Genomic DNA, 21,888 nt, shown 5'->3' on the forward strand with positions numbered 1-21,888 from the left:
ACACGGGAATAAAGAAACACCGGTGACCATAGTCGGGGCCGTGCCGTCCGCGGGCGATGATACGCTACCCTTCGAGCAGTTCCTTCGTCTGCTGATGGCGATACCGAAACATCGGCTCCATGCCGAGACAGCCGAAGGGACCGAGCGCCTGGCCCAGCGGTCCGCCGGGCAGTTCGAACTCGACGTGGTCGTGGACGAGCGTCTCCCTGTCGCTCAGCGCCCGAAACGTGTGCGTGTGCTCCCAGTGGGGGAACGGCCCTTTCTCCATCACGTCGCGGAACATCGCTTCGTCCTCGCTCTCCTCTCGGGCAACGATGTTCGAGACCCAGCGCTGGCGCGGCGGCACGCCGAACGGCTTGATCGAGGATTCGACGACCGACCCGGCGGTCAGTTCCTCGGGGTTCGGCTCGCCGTCCGGTCCCCGCTCCGCCTCGATGCGGATGTTCATCCAGTCGGGAGTCAGCGCGACCAGCCCGTCGCCCGTCGCGTGGAACTTCCAGACTTCTGACAGCGGGGCTTCGACGCGAACCTGCCGCTCGTAAACGTTCATACACACAGTAGGGGGACCGGTGGCAAAACACCCGCGATAGCCGCGACCGATGCCGGGACGGAGTCAGGGCCAGATGCCGCCTTCCTCTGCGGCAGCGACGACGCGCTGGATGGCGACGACGTACATCGCCGTCCGGAAGTTCGGCGCGCCGGTCTCCTCGTAGGTCTCGACGAGGTCGTCGAACGCGTTCGTGATGATGGTCTCCAGTTCCTCGTTCACGCGCTCTTCGGACCAGTAGAACCGCTGGCGGTTCTGCACCCACTCGAAGTACGACACTGTGACCCCGCCCGCGTTAGCAAGGATATCGGGGAACACGGCCACGTCGCGCTCCGTGAGCACGTCGTCCGCGTTCGGCGTCAGGGGGCCGTTTGCCGCCTCCACGACGATGTCGGCCTGTACGTCCGGCGCGAGGTCGCCGTCGATGGCGTTTTCGAGCGCCGCCGGGACGAGCAGGTCCACGTCCATCGTCAGCAGGTCCTCGTTGGTCAGCTCCTCGGTCGCGCCCTCGTAACCGGTCAGCGACCCGGTCTCGCTCTTGAACGCCTTCGCGTCGCGTGCGTCGATACCGTCGGGGTTGTAGATGGCTCCTGACGAGTCCGATGCTGCGACGATGTTCGCGCCCAGGTCCTCGATGAGTTTCGCCGCCACGGACCCGGCGTTCCCGTAGCCCTGCACGGCCACCGTCGCGTTCTCCATGTCCTTGCCGAGATAGTCGAACGCCTCGCGGGCCGTGAGCATCACGGACCGACCGGTCGCTTCGACGCGGCCCGCACTGCCGCCCGACTCCGGGGCCTTGCCGGTGATGACGCCGGGCTCGGTGGTGTTCTCCAGCGTCTCGTATGTGTCTTTGATCCAGTTCATCTCGCGCTGTCCGGTGTTGACGTCGGGCGCGGGGATGTCCCGGTCCTCGCCGATGATCGGACGGAGTTCCGTCGCGAACGACCGCGTTATCCGCTCTATCTCGTCGGCCGAGTACTGGCGCGGGTCGATCTCGATGCCGCCTTTCCCGCCGCCGTAGGGGATGTTAACGGCGGCGCACTTGTACACCATCCAGCCTGACAGCGCCTTGACCTCGTCGCGTGTGACCTGCGGGTGATAGCGGATTCCGCCCTTGTACGGCCCTCGGTCGCCGTTGAACTGTGAGCGATAGGCTCGAAACACCTCGACGGAGCCGTCGTCCATCTCCACGGAGAGGTTCGTCTCCAGCACTCGCTCGGGGTGTTTCAGCCGTTCGAGCACGTCGGTCGAATATTCGAGGTAGTCCGACGCGTCGTCGATCTGCTCCTGTAAACTCTCGAACGGGTTTACCTCAGACGACATACGAGAACTGACTCGGACTATGGGCAAAAGGGTACCGCCGTCCATGGGATTCGTCAGACGAGCGATACCTACAACGGCACTAGTCGGCCACATGGATTGTCGGCGATTGAGTACAGTCGTCCATGGCGATACGATCCGTGCGGAAACGGCGGTCCTGCCCAAGCGACTGGCCGGCGACGAGGTCATGGTATCGCTACGATGCAGGTCGACGCCTACAGCCAGGACGACACGCTCGTCTGTACGTTCGAGCGGACGGCCTTCGTCCAGCGAGCGGACGACTGAAATCGGAGGCGGAAACCCCGAGACGGCTACAGGCTACTCAAGAGGACCGCGTTTATCACGACGGCCGCCACCCAGGGGAGCGCTAGCCCGAGCGGCACGACGACGCCGCGCTGCTCGTCCAGCAGCTGGCGGGTCAGCCCCGCAAGCCCGAGAACGCCGACTTTCGTCGCTCCGAGAACGGCGATCCCGAACGTCTCTATCGCGGCCCGCATCACGGGGTTTCCCTCGTGGAGGCCGTGCTGGAGGCCGACGTGTGTCAGCCACACGTCGACGATGAGCGTCACGGCGACTACCAGCCATAGCTCTCGCTCGACGGCCGCAAGTTCGTCGAGCATGGCGCTACACCACCCGTCGATGGTCCCTATCGGGACCGTTCGGTCCGTTGTGAACACGTCACCCTCCGCAACCACGCCCCCACGTGGTCTGTTATCCTGTTTTCACCCAGTGTATTAAATACACAGTGTTTACTACTGAAACGGAAGGGGTAGGGGCTGTCTACTCCCGGGAAAAACGGGTGTATGGGCCGCCACGAATACAGTCAGAGAATCGTCCCGTGTTTCTTCTCGGGTCGGTCCTTTTCGACGTCCTCGTACAGGTCAAATCGGGCAACGGTTTCGTCTCGGAGGTCACCTGGCGGAACGATCTCGTCGATGACGACTTCGCTCGCCATCCGGTGGACGTCGATGTCTTCGCGGTACGCCTCGCGTAGCTCCTGCTCGCGCTCGGCCCGCTCTTCCGGGTCGTCGATTGCGTCCAGTTTGTTCGCGTACACCGCGTTTATCGCGGCTTCTGGCCCCATGATCGCGATTTCGCTACCCGGGAGCGCGAGGGTCGCTTCGGGGTCGTAGGCGGGGCCTGACATGGCGTAGATGCCCGCGCCGTAGGCCTTCCGGACGACGACGCACTGCTTCGGAACGGTGGCCTGCGAGGTAGCGTAGATCATCCGCTTCCCGGCTTCCAGTATGCCCTCCTTTTCGACCGAGGAGCCAGCCATGAACCCCGGCGTGTCACAGAGGTACAGCAGTGGGATGTTGTAGGCGTCACAGGTCCAGACGAAGCCGGCCGCTTTGCGGGCCGAATCAGGGAATATCGCGCCGGCCCGCTGGCTCGGCTGGTTGGCGACGATACCGACGGAGCGGCCGTCGACTCTGGCGAATCCAGTCAGAATTTCGGCCCCGTACTGCGACTGCAGTTCGAAGAAGGAGTCGGCGTCGACGATGTGTTCGATAACTCGGTGCATATCGTAGCCTTTGTTCGGTTCAGCGGGGATGACCGAATCGAGGCCCGCAGGGTCGACTGCTGGCGCGGTCCCGTCGGTCCGTGGCGGTTTCTCGTCGGCGTTATCGGGCAGGTACGTGATGAGTTGGGCGACGAGCTCGCGGGCGTGGTCCTCGTCGTCGGCGACCAGATCCGCGCTGCCGGAGTGACGGGCGTGCAAGTCCGGCCCGCCGAGCGTTTCGAGGTCGATGTCCTCGCCAGTGACCATCTCGACCATTCGGGGGGATGCGATTGCCAGTGCGCTCATGCCACGGACCATGACGGTGAAGTCGGCGAACACCGGTGTGTAGGCCGCGCCGGCGATACACGGGCCGTATAGGACGCATATCTGTGGAACCGCGCCAGATAGCAGCGAGTGGTTGTAGTAGAACTTCCCGATCCCTTCGCGGTTGGCGAAGAAGCCCCGTTGCTGGTCGATACGGCCGCCCGAGGAATCGACCAGATACAGTAACGGCTGTCCGCTCTTCAGCCCGCGCTCTTGCAGTCGGAGGAACTTCTCGACCCCGTGGCGAGCGATTGATCCCGCCTTGACGGTGAAGTCGTTGGCGGCGACGTGTACCTGTCGGCCCTCGAAGGTCCCCGCGCCGGTGACGAGTCCGTCGGCCGGCAGCCGGTCGTCCTCGTCGTCCACGTCGGGACTGCTGGGATGCCACGAGTCGAAGTTCGCGAACCGGCCGTCCTCGAAGTCCAGGCCATCGTCGCCGAACCAGAGTTCGAGTCGGTCGCGGACGAACAGCTTCCCCTGCTCTGCGAGGCGGTCGCGGTACTTCTGCGGCCCGCCACGTTCGATGTCGGCGATCTCTTCGCGGAGGCGTTTCTCTCGTTCCGTCAGTGCAGCGTCCGCCGAATCGCCGTCCACGGCTGTATCTTCGGTCCCACCTTCATCGGTCACCTCGCGGACTAACGTCGGGGTTTCATCGTCGCCGACGTACACTTCCACAGTTCGGTCGGTGTGTTCGGCGACGGCGGCCGCGATGGCCGACGCCTCGTCGCGCGTGGCCTCGTCCGCGATATGCACTTTCATACCATATCCAACGGTCCCGGGGGTCACAGTAGTTACCCCGCGTGCGATTATCACCTCTCGTAATGGTGGCGCACCATTGATATCGGGTGCCAGACTACTCATGCACCATGAGTACCACCGGCCACCCCCGAGAGACGCCGCCGTCGCCCGGGCGTCGTCGTCGGTGGCTCCCGCTTCTCGCGGTACTCCTTTTGCTCCCGCTGCTCATTGCAGTCGCTTCTGGCACGGTCGCGGCCGAAGACACCGAGTCGCCGGAGTGGGGCAATGCGACGCGGGGCAACGCGACGACTATCGAGGTGTCCCTGTACGACGACGGTGGGTCGGTGGACACGAGTACGATTCAGGCAGCGGATTTCGACCTAACCGCGGGTCGAGTGGAGAACGTCTCGGTCGCATCGATCAACGCCTCCGGCGAAAACAGGACCGGGGTGCGCGTCTCCCTGCTGCTAGAGAGAAAAGTCGACACAGACAACGTCACTGTCAGCCTCCGTGACACCGCCAGTATCACCGACGAAGCGGGGAACGAACTTCCCCACGAGTCGGTCACCGTCACCGGGATGGACGCCGTCGTGCCGAAGTATCAGTCGTTCGAGGTACGCCGCGTCAATAGCTCCACCGCCCGCATCTCTGTTGGGATTCACGAACCGATACAGCAGCTTCGAATCTCCGTCGGCGGCCCGTCGATAGACACACTCAACATCTCGGGATTCACCGAACGCACCGGTAACACGATCACGTACACACGAAAGTACACGTTCCTGGAGGAGGGTGAGTACTCGCTGCTGCTGATGTCGGTGACCGACGAGAACGGTAACGAGAACTCCTTTGGCCGACAGCAGACGTTCCTCTATGACGATTCCGCACCGAACGTCACCGTCGCCGGGCCGGAGAACGCGACGGTCGGCGAGTCGGTGACCTTCTCCGCGGCGGGGACGACAGACGATCAGGGCGTCGAGTCGGTCCGGTGGCAGGTGGGGAGCGAGACGATCCTGACCGGCGAGAACATCACCGTGGCCTTCGCCTCGCCCGGCAGTCACGAAGTCACAGTGACCGCCGCCGATCCGCTCGGGAACACGGAAACTGTGACCAGAGTCGTGTCTGTGACGGGCAATGGAACCGCCGGGAACGTGACTGTGCGGCAGCCGAACGCGACCGTGGCGAACGTCTCGGTGAACGGGTCCGGCCAGACACAGCAGATTCGGCCCCCGGAGGGGCCACTCGTCACCGGTCAGAACGGAACGCTGGAGCGGCTTGCCGCGTCGTTCCCGCGTAACGAATCCGCCACACTCACCGTCCGCTCCCGCCAGCCCACGCCAGCGTTCGCGACTGCCACCGGTCACACCGGCGTCAGCCGGTTCGATATCGACCACGGCTCCGTTCCGGCCGAGGACGCGACGTTCACGTTTACTGTTGACCGTGACGCGCTGGGGGCGGTCGGCGCGGAACCCGATGCTGTGACGCTGTTCCGGAAAGACGACGGGTGGACGCCGTTAGCGACCGACATCGCCGGCCGGAGCGAGTCACACATCGTCTACCGGGCTGACTCTCCGGGCCTCTCGACGTTCGTCGTCGGAGTCGAACAGACGGCAGCGACAGACCTGGATGCGGAGGCGGCGACAACCGACTCGGAAACGTCGACGGCCGAACCCGAGACGACCGAGACACAGACAGAAGAACCCGGACAGCCGGATATCGTGGTCACGAACGCCACGGCTGTTCCATCGGAACTCGGCCCCGGCGAGCGGACCGTCATCACCGTCGAGCTTGAAAACCGGGGGACTGCGAGCGGGGACCACAATGTCATCGTCGCGCTCAACACCTCGATACTGACGACACGGACGGTCACGGTCCCTGCCGGCGAGACACGAACGACGGAGTTTGCCCGCTCTGTACCCGAAAACAGGACCGGTGAGCTAACGGTCGACGGGCAGCGCGTCGGGAACGTGACAGGCGACAGCGGTGGCCTGCCGATTCCCGCGTTGCCGTCAATCGGGATTCCGAACCCGCTCTCGCTGTGGCCCGACGGCATCGTCGGAACCGTTCTCGGCGGGCTCCTGGGCGTCGCTGTCGGCCTGTATGGCGTTCTCAAAGCCCTGGCGATATATCTCGGCTACTGAACTGCAGAATCCGAGCCGTCAGTCGATAGTCGCTTCCAGCCGGTCGATCAGGTCGTCGTTCCCGAGATACAGCGGCGTCCGCTCGTGTAGCTCGTCGGGGTCGATTTCGAGCAGCGACTGGTCGCCGTCGGAGGACCGACCGCCGGCCGATTCGAGGATGTAGGCCATCGGCTGTCCCTCGAACTGGACCCGGAGCTTTCCTTCGGGGCGTGATTCCAGTGCGGGGTACGAGAAGATACCGCCGTAGGTGAGCACCTGATTGATGTCAGCGACCATCGCTCCGCCGTAGCGGAGTTTCAGTTCGTGGCGGACCTTCTCGGCGTAGGATTCGAACTCGTCGGTCCAGGAGTCGACGCCGCCGCCGAACCCGAACACTGTGGGGTCCTCCGGAACCGTCACGTCGTCGTCGACGACCCGCTTGTCGCCGTCTTCGAGGATGTACTCGCGGACGCTGCCGTCCCGGGCGACGATCATCGAGGTGATAGGGCCGTAGATGACGAACCCGGCGGCGAGCAGATTGGTGCCGACCGTCGGCGGCTGCTCGCTGTAGACGCCGAAAATCGTCCCCATCCCGCTGTTGGGTTCGAGGTTGCTCGACCCGTCGAGCGGGTCCATCGCGACGTGGAGGCGACCGTCCGTCGTTTTCACGTCCGCGCGTTCCTCGCTGGCGTAGGAGGCGACACCGTCGATGTCCAGCACCCGCTCCTCGAACAGTTCGTCGGCGCGCAGGTCAGCCGCGAGCTGGTCGTCGCCGGTTGGGTTGACGGAGTTGCTCTGGCCACGGTGGTCGGCGATGGCGCGGCGGACGTCCGGTGTCGTCGCGGCGATGGTCTCGATGACTGCCGTGACTGTCTGCTCGGCTTCGGTGGTCGAAATGTCGAGTGACTTACTCATTTGTCAGATTAGGGGCAGGGACTGGCCATACTGAAACCAGTCGAATGTTTCTCCGAGCCTGCTGCCCGCAGGGTCTCTCATCATCAGTTCGTTCTCCGGCACACCATAAGTATCTTTTTGCTGACATTTACTACATTTCGAGTGAATATTCAGCCGAGGCGCACCTTTTGCCGCTAAGCGTGTGGCTGGCTCACTCGGCGAGCTTCCGGCCGCCGTGACGAGTCGATACCGTCGGCAGACTTACACGACCGCCGGACGAAGGCGCGGGTATGCATCTCGAAACAGTCGACACCGTCGGCGTCGTCGGAGCTGGAACGATGGGTAACGGCATCGCCCAGGTCACAGCGACGGCCGGCTACGACGTCGTCATGCGCGATGTATCAGAAGAACTGGTTGCCGCCGGGTTCGAGGAGATCCAGTCGAGCTTCGAGACGCTCGTTGCGCGCGACACAGTGACAGAACAGGAAGCAGAAGCGGCAACAGCCCGCATCACCGGAACCACAGAGATGGAGGACCTCGCGGATGCCGACCTCGTCGTCGAGGCCGTAACAGAAAACATGGACATCAAGCAGTCCGTGTTCGAGGACCTCGACGCCGTCTGCGGGCCGGACACGGTGCTAGCAAGCAACACGAGCACGCTCTCGATTACGACCATCGCCAGTGTCACCGAACGGCCCGAACAGGTCCTCGGACTGCACTTCATGAACCCCGTGCCGGTGATGAAAGGCGTCGAACTCGTCGTCGGCGAGAAGACCAGCGACGAGACGGTAACGCTGGGCCGCGAGTTCGCCCACGACATCGGCAAGGAGACCTGGGAGGCCGACGACAAGCCCGGCTTCGTCGTGAACCGCGTGCTGATGCCCTGGATCAACGAGGGCATCCGGGCGTACGACGAAGGCGTCGCGGATAAGGCCGACATCGACCGCGGGCTAACTCTCGGAACGAACGTCCCCATGGGGCCGCTCGAACTGGCCGACCACATCGGCCTCGACGTGGTCCTCGACGCCTCCGAAACGCTGTATGAAGAACTGGGCGACCGCTACAAGCCCGCATACCTGCTCAAACGCAAAGTCGCGGCCGGCGACCTCGGGAAAAAGTCCGGGCGGGGCTTCTACGACTACGACTGACCGATCTGCGGTACCGAACACCGACAGTACCGGGCCGAGTACAATACCCAGCAACGGGCTGGGCGTTGGCCAACAGTAAAGACCCAACCCGCGTTAGAATCTGTCATGGACTTTAGCCCCACACAGGAACAACGCCAGATACAGGAAATGGTCTCGGAGTTCGTCGACGACGAGGTCAAGCCGCGGGCGGCGGAGATCGACGAAACCGACGAGTTCCCGTGGGACCTCGTCGACGAGATGGCCGACCTCGGTCTGATGGGCATGCCGATTCCGGAGCAGTACGGCGGGGCCGAACTGGACTATCACAGCTACGCGATGGCCCTCGAAGAGATTTCGCGGGGAAGCGGCGGGCTCGGTACCATCGTCGCCGCACACATCTCGCTGGCCTGCAACATGATCTACGAGTTCGGCGACGAAGCGCAGAAAGAGACCTACCTCACGCCGCTGGCCGAAGGCGAGGAGATCGGCGCGTTCGCCCTCTCCGAAGCGGGCGCGGGCAGTGACGTGCCGGCGATGGACACCACTGCCGAACCGGTCGACGGCGGTGACGCCTATCTGGTCAACGGCGGCAAGCTCTGGATCTCCAACGGGTCCGTCGCCGACACTGTCGTCCTGTTCGCAAAGACTGACCCCGAGGCCGGCAACAAGGGCATCTCGTCGTTCGTCGTCCGCCCCGAGGAGGACGACGGCTTCATCGTCGAAGGGACCGAGCACAAACTCGGCGACAAGGGCTGTCCGACCGCCGAACTGCGGTTCGACGATATGCGCATCCCCGCGGACCGCCGTCTCGGTGAGGAAGGCCGTGGGTTCGTCCACGCGCTCAAGACGCTCAACGGCGGGCGCATCACTATCGCGGCCCGCGGCGTCGGCATCGCCCAGGCCGCACTGGACGAGGCGCTGCAGTACGCGCAGGACCGCGAGCAGTTCGACCAGCCCATTAGCGATTTTCAGGCCATCCAGCACAAACTCGCCGATATGGACACGAAAACGCAGGCCGCCCGCCTGCTGATGCACCAGGCGGCCGACAAGAAGATGGCCGGCGAGTCCTTCGTCAAGGAGGCTGCACAGGCCAAACTCTACGCCTCTGAAGTGTCCCGGGAAGTGGCGAACGAGGGCATTCAGGTCCACGGCGGCTACGGCTACACGAAGGACTTCCCGGCCGAACGGTTCTACCGCGACGCCAAACTCAACGAGATCTACGAAGGGACCAGCGAGGTGCTGCGCAATACGATTGCCAGTGAACTCCTCGACTAAGGAAACGAGAGGAGCCCTTCGACGACCACCGCACGCGTGAAGTAGAACGGTTTTCCGTCCGCACGGTAGCGGTTCGCGCTGATGGTTCCAAGCGCGAGGAGTACCGCCACGCCGACGGTCCCGGCGAGCATTCCGACAATTTCCGACGGGTGGATGGCTGTGCGTGCGAACACGTACGTTGCGACGCTGGCGAGCGCCGCGAACGGGAGGGCGTCCAAGCCTGCCAGGAGGAGCGAGCGGGACAGGGACATACCTGTGTTCTGTGGGAGCGCTCACAAAAAGGATATCCCATCAGTAGCGGTGCAACGATTCGGCTGGGCAGACAATCAGCGGCGTCAGCCGTCCTCGTCGAGCGCTTCCCGAATCCACTCGAACTGGTCTCGAAGCCGCCGCTCACCGGCCTCGGTCAGCGAGTACTTGTCGGCGATGCCGTCCTCGCGGTGGGCGACGAACCCCGCCGACTCCAGCGCGTCGAGCGCGCCGTAGAAGCTCTTCGGTTCGATGCGCGTGTCGTAGCGGCGTTCGAGCCGCGTCTTCAGCCGCTGGCCGGAGAGTTCCCCGTCCTCGGCGGCGGCCAGCAGGACGCACATATCGCGCCGACGGCCGCTCTGGAGCCACTTCGCCATAGGTGTCCGGTCACAGCCGCCCGGTTTCGCGTTTGCGGTTCCGACCGGACCGCCAAGTTCGCATACCCCCCGTCCCTAGAGCCGCCGATGACCGATTCCGAACTCCCCGTCGAGGCGTCAGCCGACGGTATCACGGCCACCTACCGAGAGACCGACGAGGAACGGCTGCTGATATTCGAGAGTGACGGCGGGAGCGCCGCGGTCGCACAGAACATCGAGGGATACGCGATGCTGAAGGTCCGACCGACCGCAGGCGGCGATGAACTGGAGCGATACTACGGCTTCGACATGGCGCTGGACCACGCGGCGGAACTACTCGGTGTGTCCCCGAACGCGCTTCCGATCCCCGACCCGGCTGCCGACATGGGGATGTAGCCACCCGGCTCGCCCACCACATCGACTACCTGTCTGACTAGCTACCTGATATATCTGGTACAATACTGTGCCAGCTACTCGTACCGCTTACTGGTAAGTAGGTGGGTATGAACCGGTCCCTGAGACGATGTCCTCGGAGCTATTCAGTACGTATTCGGCAAAAATAGCACTATTTCTGATAGGTCTTACAAATTAGGAGTACGTGTGTAACCGATGTATTAAGACCGCTCCGAAAACATCATACAAATATTATAAAATTGCTTTAATAATCACCTCCTCTCCTCACTCGCATGGTCGATTTCACTCGACGGCAGGTGCTTTCACAGTCGGTGGCTGCTGCGCTTGGGGCCAGCGTCATCGGCGTGGCAAGCGGGGAAGAGGTCGAAGAGACAGACACACCAGGCGCTCCGAGCGTCGCCGGAAGTCTCAAACGGTTTTCGACGACGGCGTTTGGCGCGGAGGTGACCGGGCCGTTCGTCTTCGAAGACGGGTCACTGCTGTACAGTCTCCAGCATCCGGAGGGAGAGAACCCCGACCCGTTCGGACGGGCCGCAGTGGGCTATTTCAGCGGCTTCCAGTTCGAGTTCGACGGGAGCAACGACGATTTCCCGGAGGTGGGGGTTCCGGACACCGAGGAGAAACAGCGTCAGGTCCGGTCTGCGGCCGGCGATTACGAAATCCTCGTGCAGGGACGCGAACCCATCAACGGCGGGGCGGAACGGCTCGGTGTGGTCCAGACGCCGGACGGGACGGATATCACTCAGGAGAACTTCGCCGGCACCCAGTACGGCGGTGCGGCGACGAACCCCGACTGTAACCAGTTCGTCCCGGCCAACGACGAGGGGACCGAGGGGTACCTGTTCACGAACTGGGAGAACAGCCCCGGATGCGTCTCACGGGTCCCGCTTAGCCAGGACGAGAACGGCGAGTGGAGCGCGGACACCGGGAACGCGATGAACCTGACCAACACCGAATCCCTCCGTGAACACGGCGGGACGCGGATCAACTGCTACGGCGACCTCAGTCCGTGGGAGACGATGGTCTCCGCCGAGGAGAACTACGCACACCCCCGCGTCAGTCTGACGGCGACAGTGAGCGACATTGTTGAGGCGGGGTCGGGCGAGGGACTCATCGGCGCGTGTCAGTTCTGGAACCGGCCGAACCCGAGCGAGATCTCGGGCGCTATCGAGTCCTATGCCGAGAGCGGCGACCTCGACGAGAACTTCTATGCACAGGGCTCCTGGGCGCTGACCGGCGTCGAGTTCCTCGCGTACTACCTCGGTGCGGAGCGCGACGACCAGGGGGACGGCGAGAACCTCGCAACGACGCTGCTCGACGACGTGTATCCGAACCCGTACCGGTACGGGTACTTCGTCGACTTCCGGGAACCGACCGCTGACGAACCCGAAGCGGTCAAGTACTACGTGATGGGGCGGGCCTCGTGGGAGGCACCCGACATCGAAGGCGACCAGCGGACCCTCTACGGTTGCTCGGACGGCGACAGCAAGGGCATCTACAAGTTCGTCGCCGACGAGCCGATTCCGGAGTACGACGACCCGATGGACGTCGCCGGGACGCTGTACGCACCGAAGATCACGAACGACGCGGCCAACGCCGCCGAAGCCGGGGAGCGGAACTCCCCCGCACAGACCCCGCTGGAAATCGAGTGGCTCGAACTCGGTCACGCCACGAACAGCGAGGTCGAGTCCTGGGTCGCCGAGTACGACGACGTGACCCAGGCCGACTACCTCAGCGCACACGCCGACTGGGCGGACGGCGACGAGGTGACCGAGGCGGTCATCAAGCAGGCCGACCTGTCCGTCATCGAGAACGGGAACCGGAACTACATCACGAACGAGGAAATCGTCGAGTGGGCCGAGCAGTACGAGGCCAACGGTCCCGACGGCGTCGACGAGGACCTCCGACGCGTCCCGTTCCTGGAGACCCGCGCGGCCGCAAAAGAAATCGGCGCGTCTATCGAGTTCAACAAGGCCGAGGGCGTCGACAGCGTCGACGACTCCCAGCCCGGGGACTTCGTCTACTTCGGCATCTCGGAGTTCAACGACGCACTCGCGGACGACACCGGCGACATCCAGATGGACCGCGTCGACGGCGGCGTCGTCTACCGCGGGGTACTGGAGTCGGACTACAACGTCTCGACGCTCGAACCGGTCATCACCGGCCCCGACTTCACCGACTCGCCGGAGGACGCAAACGACGCGCTCCGGAACATCGACAACGTCTACACGATGCGCGACGGCCGCGTCATCTGCTGTGAAGACGGCTTCGGCGGCCCCGCACGCTCGTATCCGAACGACGGGCTCTATGTCTACCAGCCCAACGTCGTCGTCAGCGCCAACTCCGCCGCGGTCGGCAGCGGGTCGACGGGTAGCGTCCCGCTGACCGCCTCGTCGCTCCCCGCTGGCTTCTCCGGCGCTCGGCTCACCGTCAGCGTCTCGAACCCCGAAATCGCGTCTATCACCGGCGTCTCATTCCCCGACGCGCTCGGACTCACCGAGAGTTCCATCAGCGACGACGGCTCGTCGGCGACAATCCGGGTTGCCGATGTCGACACGAACGTCCAGTCCGGCGCGATGGACGTGCCACTCGCAACGCTCGACGTCCGCGCCAACGGCGGTGGCACGACCGACCTGACCGTCTCCATCAAGCAGATGGACGACGAGAACGGCAACGCCATCGAGGCAGAGGTCCGAAACGGCATCGTCGTTGGCGGTCCGAAGACGGTCGTCGGCGACGCCGCGCCGACCGACCCCGACGGCGACGGCCACTTCGAGGACCTCAACGGCAACGGCCGTCTCGACTACGAGGACGTGCAGGTGCTGTTCTCGAACATGGACTCCGACAGCGTCCAGCTGAACACCGGCGCGTACGACTTCAACGAGAACGGCAAGATCGACTTCGCGGACGTGACGGCGCTCTACGAAGAGGTCAACTGACGACAGCGACCGAGTCCTCCTCCCATCTTTCGATACAGCAACACAATGACCGACGACACCACCTGTTCGATACGCGGTCGCGTCCGAACCGCCAGCCGCCCCCTGGCGCTCGTCGCGCTCGTCCTCCTCGCGGGGACGGTCCCCGCGCTCGCCACAGGGCAGAGCACGCCGACAATCAGCATCGAGGCCGGCTCCGTCGCCGCCGACGAGACAACGACCGTTCCAGTGGTCCTGACGAGCGCGCCGGACGGCCTTGCCGGCTACCAGCTCGAACTCGCCGTCGACGACACCGCTGTCGCCCGGTTCGGAAACGCGAGCTACCCCGACCGGTTCGGGCTCACGACCGACCCCGTCGTTAGTTCAGACGGCGGGACGGTCACGCTCGAGGCGGTTGACCTCGACGGCCAGATCGAGCCCGGAGCCAGCGACGTGGTACTCGCGACAGTCTCGCTTACCGGCGTCGACGGCGGTGAGACGCAGGTGACCGTCGCGTCGAACCAGGTCGACGCCGACGGCGGCGGCGCAGTCGAGCCAGCGACCGAGCCGGCGGCGCTCGCAGTGTCACCGAGCGCGACGACGGAGACAGTGGCGGCTGCGACCGAAGCATCGTCACCCGGCGGCGAGTCCACAGCCGAGTCAGCCGGCACTGCGAACGCCACAGAGGACGACGCCGCGGGCGGCGGCGACCAGTCGACGACCGGAGCGAACGGTCCACTCCCGATAGCGCTGGCCATCGCCGCACTCGCCGCGGTGGCGGCGCTCGCAGCCAGAACGAGCCGATGACCGTAGACCAGTCCAACCTATCCATGCCACAACCAGACACCGCCGCTGCACCGACGGACCGCTCGCCCTACCGCGAGTACATCCTCGACGTACGCATCGTCGAACGGACGCCAGACGACGGCGACACACGCTACCGATTCGAGGCCCCGGACCACCGGGGAGTCGAGTTCGCCGACCCCGAGATGGCGACGCTGTACGCCGACGTGTACTTCGACGTGAACGGATTCCAGGAGGCCGGGACCGGCGACCGAGGCGTGCCGCCGACGGTCATACAGGCCGGCCGTGATACGCTGGTCGCCTACTTCCTCACACAGGACGGCGTTGACGTCCACTGGGCCGCGTCGTTCTACGGCGAGAAACCGGAGAAAATCGAACGGTACGTCTCACGCGTCCGCAAACGGTCGAAGAAGATCCGCGACGGGGCGAAAGAACAGGGCCACGCCTGAACCGCAGTCGCGCCCCGCTATTCGCGGCCGAACAGCCGCTCTCGGAGGGAACGCGACGACGGCCGTTCGGTCAACAGGACCGGCGTATCGAGCGTCTCGATGACATCGAACACCAGCGAGCCGCGAACAATGCGTGATAGCAGGCCTCGTTCCGTCGCGCCGACGATGACGAGGCTGTAGTCGCGGCCGATCCGTTCGATGGTCCCCTCGATGTCACCGGTTTCAATGCGTATCTCGGCGTCGGTCAAGTCGTGTTCCGCCGCCCACTCACGCAGGAACGTGCGACCGCTCTCTTCTTTGCCGGGGTCGACGACGTGGAGCAGGTCGACGGCCACGTCGACGGTTTCTTCGAGCGCTTTAGCGACCTCCGCCGAAAGATCAGACGAGAGACCGCCAGCGGTCGGAACCAGGACGTCACTGAGGTCGAGGTCCTGCCCGTCCAGCACGAGGAAGTCACACGGCAGGTCGTGGGCCAGTTCGTCAAGCGTGCCTTCGGCGCGACCGCCGGCGAACTGGGTGCCGCCGTAGCCCATCACGACGGTGTCGGCGTTGTTCGTCCGGGCCGCGTCGAACACCTCTTCGATACCGCGGTGGGAGAGGATCGTCTTCGTCTCAATTGGCACGTCGAAGGCCTCCGAATCGGCCTTCGCGGCGTTCAACAGGCTCTCGGAAGTCGCGTCGATCTGGGTCCGATTCGCGGCGGCGGTTTCGAGCGCCGTCTGGTCCGGGACCGTGGCGATGTGGGTTGCGAGCACCCGTCCGCCCTCGTGTTTCGCCAGCGCGCCCGCGAGGGTGATGAGCGCGCTCTCGGTGCGGGGATTCGCCAGTGCCACCATGATCGTCGGTCCCCCGGTTCCGTTCGGTGCGACTGCGTCGGCGGCGTTTACCACCTGATCCGGAAGCTGTTCCTCGCGATTGCCGATGTAGTCGGAGAGTACGCCCTGCTGTGTGGTTTTGCCGCGCGCGTAGACGAAGTACCATGCGATCGCGACGAGGACGAATCCGGCCGACAGCGCAATCTCGATGCGGTCCATGAACGCGACGAGGCCAAGCGAGAGTACCGCACCGAGTATCGGCGTGATGGGGTACAGCGGCACCGTGAAGTCCGGGTCGTACTCCGGCACGTCGGCCTCGCGGAAGACGATGAGTCCCACGTTCATCAGGGCGTAGACGATGAGGTGGAGGACGCTGGCCGCCTTCGCCAGCACCTCGATGTCGCGACCGAGGAACACGATGAATACGATGATGAGTCCGCCGGTGACCAGAATCGAGCGGTAGGGCGTGGCGTAGTTGGGATGGATCTCGTTGAGCCAGTTCGTGACGATCTTGTCCCGGCCCATCGCGAAGTTGATCCGGGCCGAGGCGAGAATCGACGCGTTCGCGGAGGAAGCCGTCGCCAGCAGTGCGCCGACGGTCATTATGGCTGCCGCACCGGCGGCCACGCCGCCGATCGGGCCGATGGATTCCGGGAACGCGACCTGCGCGGCCTGTGCGACCGGCGCGTCCTGACTGAGGTCCGGCCACGGGACGACGCCGAGCATCATCGACACGAGGATGGCGTAGATGACGGTCACGATACCGACACTTCCGATGATAGCGATCGGGAGGTTCCGTCCCGGGTTCTTGAGTTCCTCGGCGACGGTCGCGATTTTCGCGTACCCGAGGAAGGAGACGAACACGAGCGCCGTCGCCGGGAGGATCGCGCCGGTCCCGAACGGCGCCAGGCCGTCCGATCCCACCAGCGTCGCGTAGTCGAAGGCGAAAAAGCCTGCAACGGCAAAGACGGTGAGAATAGAGAGCAGGATAAAGACGATGACCGTCTGGACGCCGCCGGTCTCCTTGGCACCGATGTAGTTGACGGCGACGAATATCGCCCCGGCGATGAGCGCCCCTATCTGAATCGGGTTGAGAAAGGCGACTTCGGGGAGCGGGACGAAGACGGCAAGATACTGGCCGAACCCGATGCAGTAGAACGCAGAGGCGAATGCTAGTCCCATCCAGTCGCCCATCCCGGCTATCGAGCCAAACAGCGGTCCGAGTGACTTGTTGATGTAGTAGTACCCGCCGCCCGCCTTCGGCATCGCCGTGCCGAGTTCCGAGACTGATAGCGCGTTCACCATCGCAATCAGTCCACCAACGACGAACGAGACGACGACGATGGGACCGGCCGCGTTCGCGGCCACGCCGGGCAGGACGAAGATACCGGCACCGATCATCGTCCCGATACCGATGGTCATCGCCGACACCAGCCCGAGGTCTTTCGCCAGTTCTTCGTCGCTCATTCCTTCGAGTCCGCCTGTGGAAGTGCAATTACTGGGACCTCCGCGTTTGTCACGAGCTTCAGCGAGAGATCACCGGAGAGGAACTGCATGAGGCGACCACCACCGCGGGATCGGTACGCGATAGCGCTCGCTCCGACTTCCTCGGCGGCATCGAAGATAGCCTCGACGACATCCCGAGCGTACGCGGTGCGGTCGTCGGCGTCAGGGAACACCGTCCTGACGGCCGCGTACGACTCTGCCGCCAGCTCTTCTGACTGCTCGACTGGCGTCTTGTCCGGAACACCCTCGCCTTTCTCGACGACGTGTAACGCCGTCACCTGCTCCGGCTCGTACGGTTCGAGCGCAGTCGCCGTCGCAAGCGCGTCGTCCTCGTTGCCAACCGGTAGCAAGACATGTGCAAGAATGTCCGTGGTTGTCTCGTTGGTGCTACTGTTCATACACAGACGGAGTAGATAGGTCGGTAAGAATGTGTCTACTTATATCGCATATTCGAACCTCATTTAAATATAGATGTTCGAATTCGGAAAACCAATCGTCGTCAACGGAACACTCGGACCGGTACCTGTCTGTATATAGCGAGTTCCGTTGCGGAAGGGAAAACCCTACAGCAGCGCTGTTCCCGAGTATCTCCGTCGGAAGCAGCGCTGTTGGAACGTGGGGCTTTTTCATATCGGGAGTGTGAGCGTCAGTTAATGGTCGGTGATCAGTGATGTCGGTTCGCGTCGACTGGCGACAGAGTGTCGCCCTGACCGGCACTGTAATCAAGTATCTCGCCGTCGCAATGCTGGTCCCGCTCGGGATCAGTTTTCTGTACGGAGAAGATACCGTCGTCTTTCTGATTTCTATCGCGATCGCCATCACGCTCGGCATAGCGCTGGAGCAAGCCAGCGACAGTCACGAACTCGGGCCACGCGAGGCGCTGCTGTTCGTCGGCCTCTCCTGGGGTGCTGTCGCGGTTATCGGCGCGATTCCCTACGTTATCGCCGGCTGGGGGACCGAATCAGCGCTCGGTGAGCCCGTGAACGCGCTGTTCGAGTCGATGTCCGGCTTTACGACCACAGGCGCGACTGTGACTGACGAGATCTCGTTTGCCCGCCACTCCCATGCGCTGTTGATGTGGCGACAGCTCACCCAGTGGCTCGGCGGGATGGGTATCATCGTTCTGATGGTCGCCATTCTTCCGGAAGCGGCCGTCAACGGGGCGCAGTTGATCGAATCCGAAGCGCCCGGCCCCGAACTCCAGAAGCTGACGCCGAAGATAGCCGAAACCGCACGGCTCCTCTGGCTGTTCTATCTGGGCTTTACCCTTCTGTATATCCTCATTCTGCTCGGCCTCCATTACACGGGCTACGCACCGAACATGGATGCGTATAATGCCGTCGCACACGGATTCACGACGCTGCCCACCGGCGGGTTCTCCCCCCAGGCCGAGAGCATCGCCTACTTCTCACCGGCCGTCCAGTGGGTCGTCATCCCGTTCATGCTCATCGCCGGGATGAACTTCGCGCTGTTTTACCTCCTGTTACAGGACGAGTACGCCGCCTTCCTCAAGGACCGCGAACTACAGGCGTACCTCGGTGCGAACGCCGGCGTGGCCGTCATCCTCTGGGGACTGCTCTTTACCGGGTCCGCGCCGCCGCTCGAACTCGGTGGCATCACACAGGGTGCGCTGGAGAACTCGCTCCGGCAAGCCACGTTCCAGATCGCCTCGTTGCTGAACTCGACCGGGTACGCGACCAGTAACTTCGCCGAATGGGGTAACACCGCAAAGGGAATCCTCCTGTTCGCGATGTTCATCGGTGGCTCCGCAGGGTCGACCGGTGGCGGTGTCAAGATAGTCCGATGGCTGGTCGTGCTCAAGAGCATCCGACGCCAACTGTTCACGACAGCTCATCCCAGCGCTGTCAAACCAGTTCGGCTCGGCGGGCAGGTCATCGACGAGGACGTCATCAACGCGATATACGGGTTCACGCTGTTGTACCTGCTCACGTTCGGTGTCGCGACAGTGTTTCTCCTCCTCGATGCAGGCCGTGTCGGGCTCGGCCTGACTGTCTTCGAAGCCATCAGCGCAAGCCTGGCGACCATCGGGAACATCGGTCCCGGGTTCGGGTTTCTGGGGCCGTTCGGGACCTACGAACTCTTCCCGGAGACCAGCAAACTGCTGATGATATTCCTGATGTGGATCGGTCGACTGGAGATCATTCCGGTGTTCGTGATATTTACCGGGGCGTTCTGGAACGAGTGAGTGCGGGAGACTCGTTCCGTCGGCAGTTCTAGCTGGCAGTTCAGTTATGTACCTACCCGACGGAGACTACGGTATGACCAGTCCTGCAGACGAACCGACACCACCTGAGGGGGTTCCGGACCGGGTGGCGACGGACCTACCGGAGTTGACGCCTGAAGAACTCCGCAACACGATCATCTACGCGCAGGAACTGCTGCAGTTCCACGACGAGACGGCGTCGCCGATAGAACCGGGTCCCAACGAAGACATCATCCGGGCAACCGAACGCGACGGCTACACTGAGGTGGTAAAGCTGGCTTCCTGTGCGCAGGGCTGTGACGACTGTCCCCACGGTCCGTATCTCTACCACGTCAAACAGGAATCCCGACCCGAGGGTGGAACGAAGGCACGCTGGATGTTCCTCGGCGAAGTGTACCCTGACGAAGAGTGAGAGACAGCGGGCGAACGCTCAACTACGGTTCCAGCCCGTACAGTCCGGCGCGGATGAACACGAGAATCGGGATGATCTCCAGTCGGCCGACCCACATGTTCAGCACGAACATCCCCTCTGCGAGCGGGGACATCGACGGGCCGGTGATGCCCGAGGAGAGGCCGACGTTCCCCTGCGCGCTGGCGACTTCGAACAGAGCATCGGCGTAGCCGAACTCCGGACCCGCGACGTTGGTGAGGACGACGCTGCTGGTCACCAGAATGATGAGCCACAGCAGCGTGACGATGGCCGCTTCGCTGAACTCCCGTTCCATCGATTCGCGGTCGAGCGTCCGGTCGCCGATTCGGGCCGTAATCACCGCGTTCGTCGGGAGGAACACCCGCGAGAACTGCCAGATGATGCCGCGAGCGATAGTGTAGCCGCGGATGATCTTGATGCCGCCGACGGTGGATCCGGCAGCGCCGCCGAGCACCATCGCGCCGACCACGAGCACTTTCCCGCCAGCGAGCCAGCGGCCGATCGGGGCCGACTGGAACCCGGTACAGCTGAGGGCGCTGACCCACTGGAACGTCGAGTCCCGGACCGCATCGAGCTGTGCGGCGTCGAGCATCGGCACCGAAAACGGCAGGAACGACTGGGTGGCAAACGCCTCGGTCGTCGCGGGCACGGACCATACGTTCTGTACCGAGAGCGCGACGACGCCGAGCGCGAGCAGGATGAACAGCCAGCGAGTCTGTAAGTCCGACACCAGTTCGCGAACTTGCCTGTCGTGCAAGACGACGTAGTGGACCGGGAACGCGACCGCACCGAGAATCATGATCGGCAACAGAACGGTTTCGACGAGCGGCGAGTTGTACGTCGCAATCGAGTTGTCCGTGACCGAGAACCCGCCAGTCGTGAGCCCGGTCATGGCGTGGTTGAGCGCCTGCCAGGCGACCTCCCACAGCGGCAGCGATTCGGCGTACTCGCTATCGCTGGCGAGGATGGCACCGAACAGGAGCGCGAACGAGAGCACCGTGTAGCCGACGACGAGTTTCCAGACCGTTCGGACGGTGGAGACGACGCTCGGGTGGATCTTCTCCTCGCGGGCCTCGCTCTGGTAGAGCGCGTAACTGCCGCTGCCGGGCCGCGAGAGGATGGAGACGGTCAGGACGATGACGCCGACGCCGCCGACGTACTGGATGAACGACCGCCACCACTGAACTGCGCGGGGGAGCGAGGGCTCGTGAATCGCCATCGTCAGGCCGCTCCCGGTCCATCCGCTCATGCTCTCGAAGAAAGCGTGGAGCGGGTTCCGGAAGTACGCCAGACTGGAGAGCGTCGTCGTTGATAACGAGACAGTCGTACTGTCTCGACGCACGTTCCGCTCGCTCCTCGTCCCTTTCGATGGCAACGACCTCGTTGCCGCCTGGTGTCGCGATTTCAAGCAACGGCGACCCGATATCACCGGCGCCGACGATGACGATATACATTTTTGCCAGTTTACTGAACCGATGGTTGAAAGACTACCGTTATCAATCACAAGCAAGCCACTGCGGCGGTTCGGCCTGTCGGTGCCCGCCCCGCTCCCAAACCACTATACTGTCCCCGATTGAATCGTTCGGTATGGCACACCTCACCGAGCAATTCGATCATCCGGCCTGGCTGACAGCCGCCGGGACACTCGCCGGCTACGGCCTCGTCCTCCTGTTCATGTTCCTGTTACTGTTCGTCGTTCCGTACTTTCTGTTCCCGGCCTGAGACGGGACGGTGTGAACCGCCTCGGGGTCAAGCCCCGAAGCTTCCCGTGGTTTAGTCGGACACTCCCATCCGACCATCGGCCTGATAGCCTCGGGCGGTCGGTTGGGTCACGGTCGGGGCGTCCACGGCCCCCGATGCCCGCCGTCGCACCTTCCGAA

19 protein-coding genes and 3 pseudogenes are annotated in these 21,888 nt (G+C 63.7%); 10 read left to right on the forward strand and 12 right to left on the reverse strand.

Going from position 1 to position 21,888, the window contains the following annotated elements; translation table 11 throughout:
* Positions 1 to 64: 64 nt before the first annotated feature.
* From VI234_RS15160 to VI234_RS15175, 4 genes are all read right to left on the reverse strand, one after another.
* Positions 65 to 550, reverse strand: coding sequence for an SRPBCC family protein (locus VI234_RS15160; protein WP_008309317.1), 486 nt, complete (start codon positions 548 to 550; stop codon positions 65 to 67).
* Between the two features lie 63 nt (positions 551 to 613).
* On the reverse strand, positions 614 to 1,870 hold the full coding sequence (locus VI234_RS15165; protein WP_336330490.1) for a Glu/Leu/Phe/Val family dehydrogenase: 1,257 nt from the start codon (positions 1,868 to 1,870) through the stop codon (positions 614 to 616).
* A gap of 308 nt (positions 1,871 to 2,178) precedes the next feature.
* Entirely contained in the window at positions 2,179 to 2,562 is a 384-nt protein-coding gene (locus VI234_RS15170; protein ID WP_008309322.1) for a DUF5658 family protein, read from the reverse strand.
* Positions 2,563 to 2,690: 128 nt separating this feature from the next.
* Positions 2,691 to 4,454, reverse strand: a complete 1,764-nt coding sequence (locus VI234_RS15175) for an acyl-CoA carboxylase subunit beta (protein ID WP_336330491.1) — start codon at positions 4,452 to 4,454, stop codon at positions 2,691 to 2,693.
* Between the two features lie 107 nt (positions 4,455 to 4,561).
* On the opposite strand from VI234_RS15175, the gene VI234_RS15180 reads away from it, so the two are divergent.
* Positions 4,562 to 6,571, forward strand: coding sequence for a PKD domain-containing protein (locus VI234_RS15180; RefSeq protein ID WP_336330492.1), 2,010 nt, complete (start codon positions 4,562 to 4,564; stop codon positions 6,569 to 6,571).
* Between the two features lie 18 nt (positions 6,572 to 6,589).
* Here VI234_RS15180 and VI234_RS15185 read toward each other — a convergent pair whose 3' ends face one another.
* Complete coding sequence (locus VI234_RS15185) at positions 6,590 to 7,465, reverse strand: class 1 fructose-bisphosphatase (protein WP_336330493.1); 876 nt, start codon at positions 7,463 to 7,465, stop codon at positions 6,590 to 6,592.
* Between the two features lie 269 nt (positions 7,466 to 7,734).
* Between VI234_RS15185 and VI234_RS15190 the strand changes: the two genes are divergently transcribed.
* Positions 7,735 to 8,592, forward strand: a complete 858-nt coding sequence (locus VI234_RS15190; RefSeq protein ID WP_008309329.1) for a 3-hydroxyacyl-CoA dehydrogenase family protein — start codon at positions 7,735 to 7,737, stop codon at positions 8,590 to 8,592.
* Positions 8,593 to 8,697: 105 nt separating this feature from the next.
* Positions 8,698 to 9,846 carry an acyl-CoA dehydrogenase gene (locus VI234_RS15195; protein ID WP_336330494.1) on the forward strand — a complete coding sequence of 383 codons (1,149 nt, stop codon included), beginning with the start codon at positions 8,698 to 8,700 and terminating at the stop codon, positions 9,844 to 9,846.
* On the opposite strand, the gene VI234_RS15200 is transcribed toward VI234_RS15195, so the two are convergent.
* Complete coding sequence (locus VI234_RS15200; RefSeq protein WP_336330495.1) at positions 9,843 to 10,097, reverse strand: hypothetical protein; 255 nt, start codon at positions 10,095 to 10,097, stop codon at positions 9,843 to 9,845. The two genes, VI234_RS15195 and VI234_RS15200, sit on opposite strands and share 4 nt — an antisense overlap.
* 84 nt (positions 10,098 to 10,181) lie before the next feature.
* Positions 10,182 to 10,472 (reverse strand): PadR family transcriptional regulator, encoded by a 291-nt coding sequence (locus tag VI234_RS15205; RefSeq protein WP_336330496.1) that lies wholly within the window; start codon positions 10,470 to 10,472, stop codon positions 10,182 to 10,184.
* Positions 10,473 to 10,559: 87 nt separating this feature from the next.
* On the opposite strand from VI234_RS15205, the gene VI234_RS15210 reads away from it, so the two are divergent.
* From VI234_RS15210 to VI234_RS15225, 4 genes are all read left to right on the forward strand, one after another.
* Complete coding sequence (locus VI234_RS15210; RefSeq protein ID WP_336330497.1) at positions 10,560 to 10,847, forward strand: DUF7111 family protein; 288 nt, start codon at positions 10,560 to 10,562, stop codon at positions 10,845 to 10,847.
* Between the two features lie 290 nt (positions 10,848 to 11,137).
* Positions 11,138 to 13,804: an alkaline phosphatase PhoX gene (locus VI234_RS15215; RefSeq protein ID WP_336330498.1), complete on the forward strand. Its 2,667-nt coding sequence runs from the start codon at positions 11,138 to 11,140 to the stop codon at positions 13,802 to 13,804.
* Positions 13,805 to 13,849: 45 nt separating this feature from the next.
* Positions 13,850 to 14,587 carry a cell surface protein gene (locus VI234_RS15220; RefSeq protein WP_336330499.1) on the forward strand — a complete coding sequence of 246 codons (738 nt, stop codon included), beginning with the start codon at positions 13,850 to 13,852 and terminating at the stop codon, positions 14,585 to 14,587.
* A 23-nt stretch (positions 14,588 to 14,610) separates the two neighbouring features.
* Complete coding sequence (locus tag VI234_RS15225; protein ID WP_336330500.1) at positions 14,611 to 15,033, forward strand: hypothetical protein; 423 nt, start codon at positions 14,611 to 14,613, stop codon at positions 15,031 to 15,033.
* A gap of 17 nt (positions 15,034 to 15,050) precedes the next feature.
* Here the strand turns inward: VI234_RS15225 and VI234_RS15230 are convergent, their stop codons facing one another.
* Entirely contained in the window at positions 15,051 to 17,315 is a 2,265-nt protein-coding gene (locus VI234_RS15230) for an amino acid permease (RefSeq protein WP_336330501.1), read from the reverse strand.
* Positions 17,312 to 17,752, reverse strand: a complete 441-nt coding sequence (locus tag VI234_RS15235) for a universal stress protein (protein WP_008309338.1) — start codon at positions 17,750 to 17,752, stop codon at positions 17,312 to 17,314. Before VI234_RS15235 ends, VI234_RS15230 begins: the two co-directional genes overlap by 4 nt.
* A gap of 272 nt (positions 17,753 to 18,024) precedes the next feature.
* Here VI234_RS15235 and VI234_RS15240 point away from each other — a divergent pair, with 272 nt between their 5' ends.
* Complete coding sequence (locus VI234_RS15240; protein WP_336330502.1) at positions 18,025 to 19,560, forward strand: TrkH family potassium uptake protein; 1,536 nt, start codon at positions 18,025 to 18,027, stop codon at positions 19,558 to 19,560.
* Between the two features lie 73 nt (positions 19,561 to 19,633).
* Complete coding sequence (locus tag VI234_RS15245) at positions 19,634 to 19,990, forward strand: hypothetical protein (protein WP_336330503.1); 357 nt, start codon at positions 19,634 to 19,636, stop codon at positions 19,988 to 19,990.
* 22 nt (positions 19,991 to 20,012) lie between these two features.
* On the opposite strand, the pseudogene VI234_RS15250 reads toward VI234_RS15245, so the two are convergent.
* A pseudogene (locus tag VI234_RS15250) lies at positions 20,013 to 21,317 on the reverse strand (potassium transporter TrkG); the annotation flags it as partial.
* Positions 21,283 to 21,462: pseudogene (locus VI234_RS15255) on the reverse strand (NAD-binding protein); the annotation flags it as partial. The pseudogenes VI234_RS15255 and VI234_RS15250, both read right to left, overlap by 35 nt.
* Before the next feature lie 133 nt (positions 21,463 to 21,595).
* Here VI234_RS15255 and VI234_RS15260 point away from each other — a divergent pair.
* Positions 21,596 to 21,730 carry a hypothetical protein gene (locus tag VI234_RS15260; protein ID WP_008309346.1) on the forward strand — a complete coding sequence of 45 codons (135 nt, stop codon included), beginning with the start codon at positions 21,596 to 21,598 and terminating at the stop codon, positions 21,728 to 21,730.
* A gap of 51 nt (positions 21,731 to 21,781) precedes the next feature.
* Here VI234_RS15260 and VI234_RS15265 read toward each other — a convergent pair.
* A pseudogene (locus VI234_RS15265) lies at positions 21,782 to 21,888 on the reverse strand (radical SAM protein); the annotation flags it as partial.

The organism is Haloarcula sp. CGMCC 1.2071, assembly GCF_037078445.1.
In the GTDB taxonomy this organism is placed as follows: Archaea; Halobacteriota; Halobacteria; order Halobacteriales; family Haloarculaceae; genus Haloarcula; species Haloarcula amylolytica.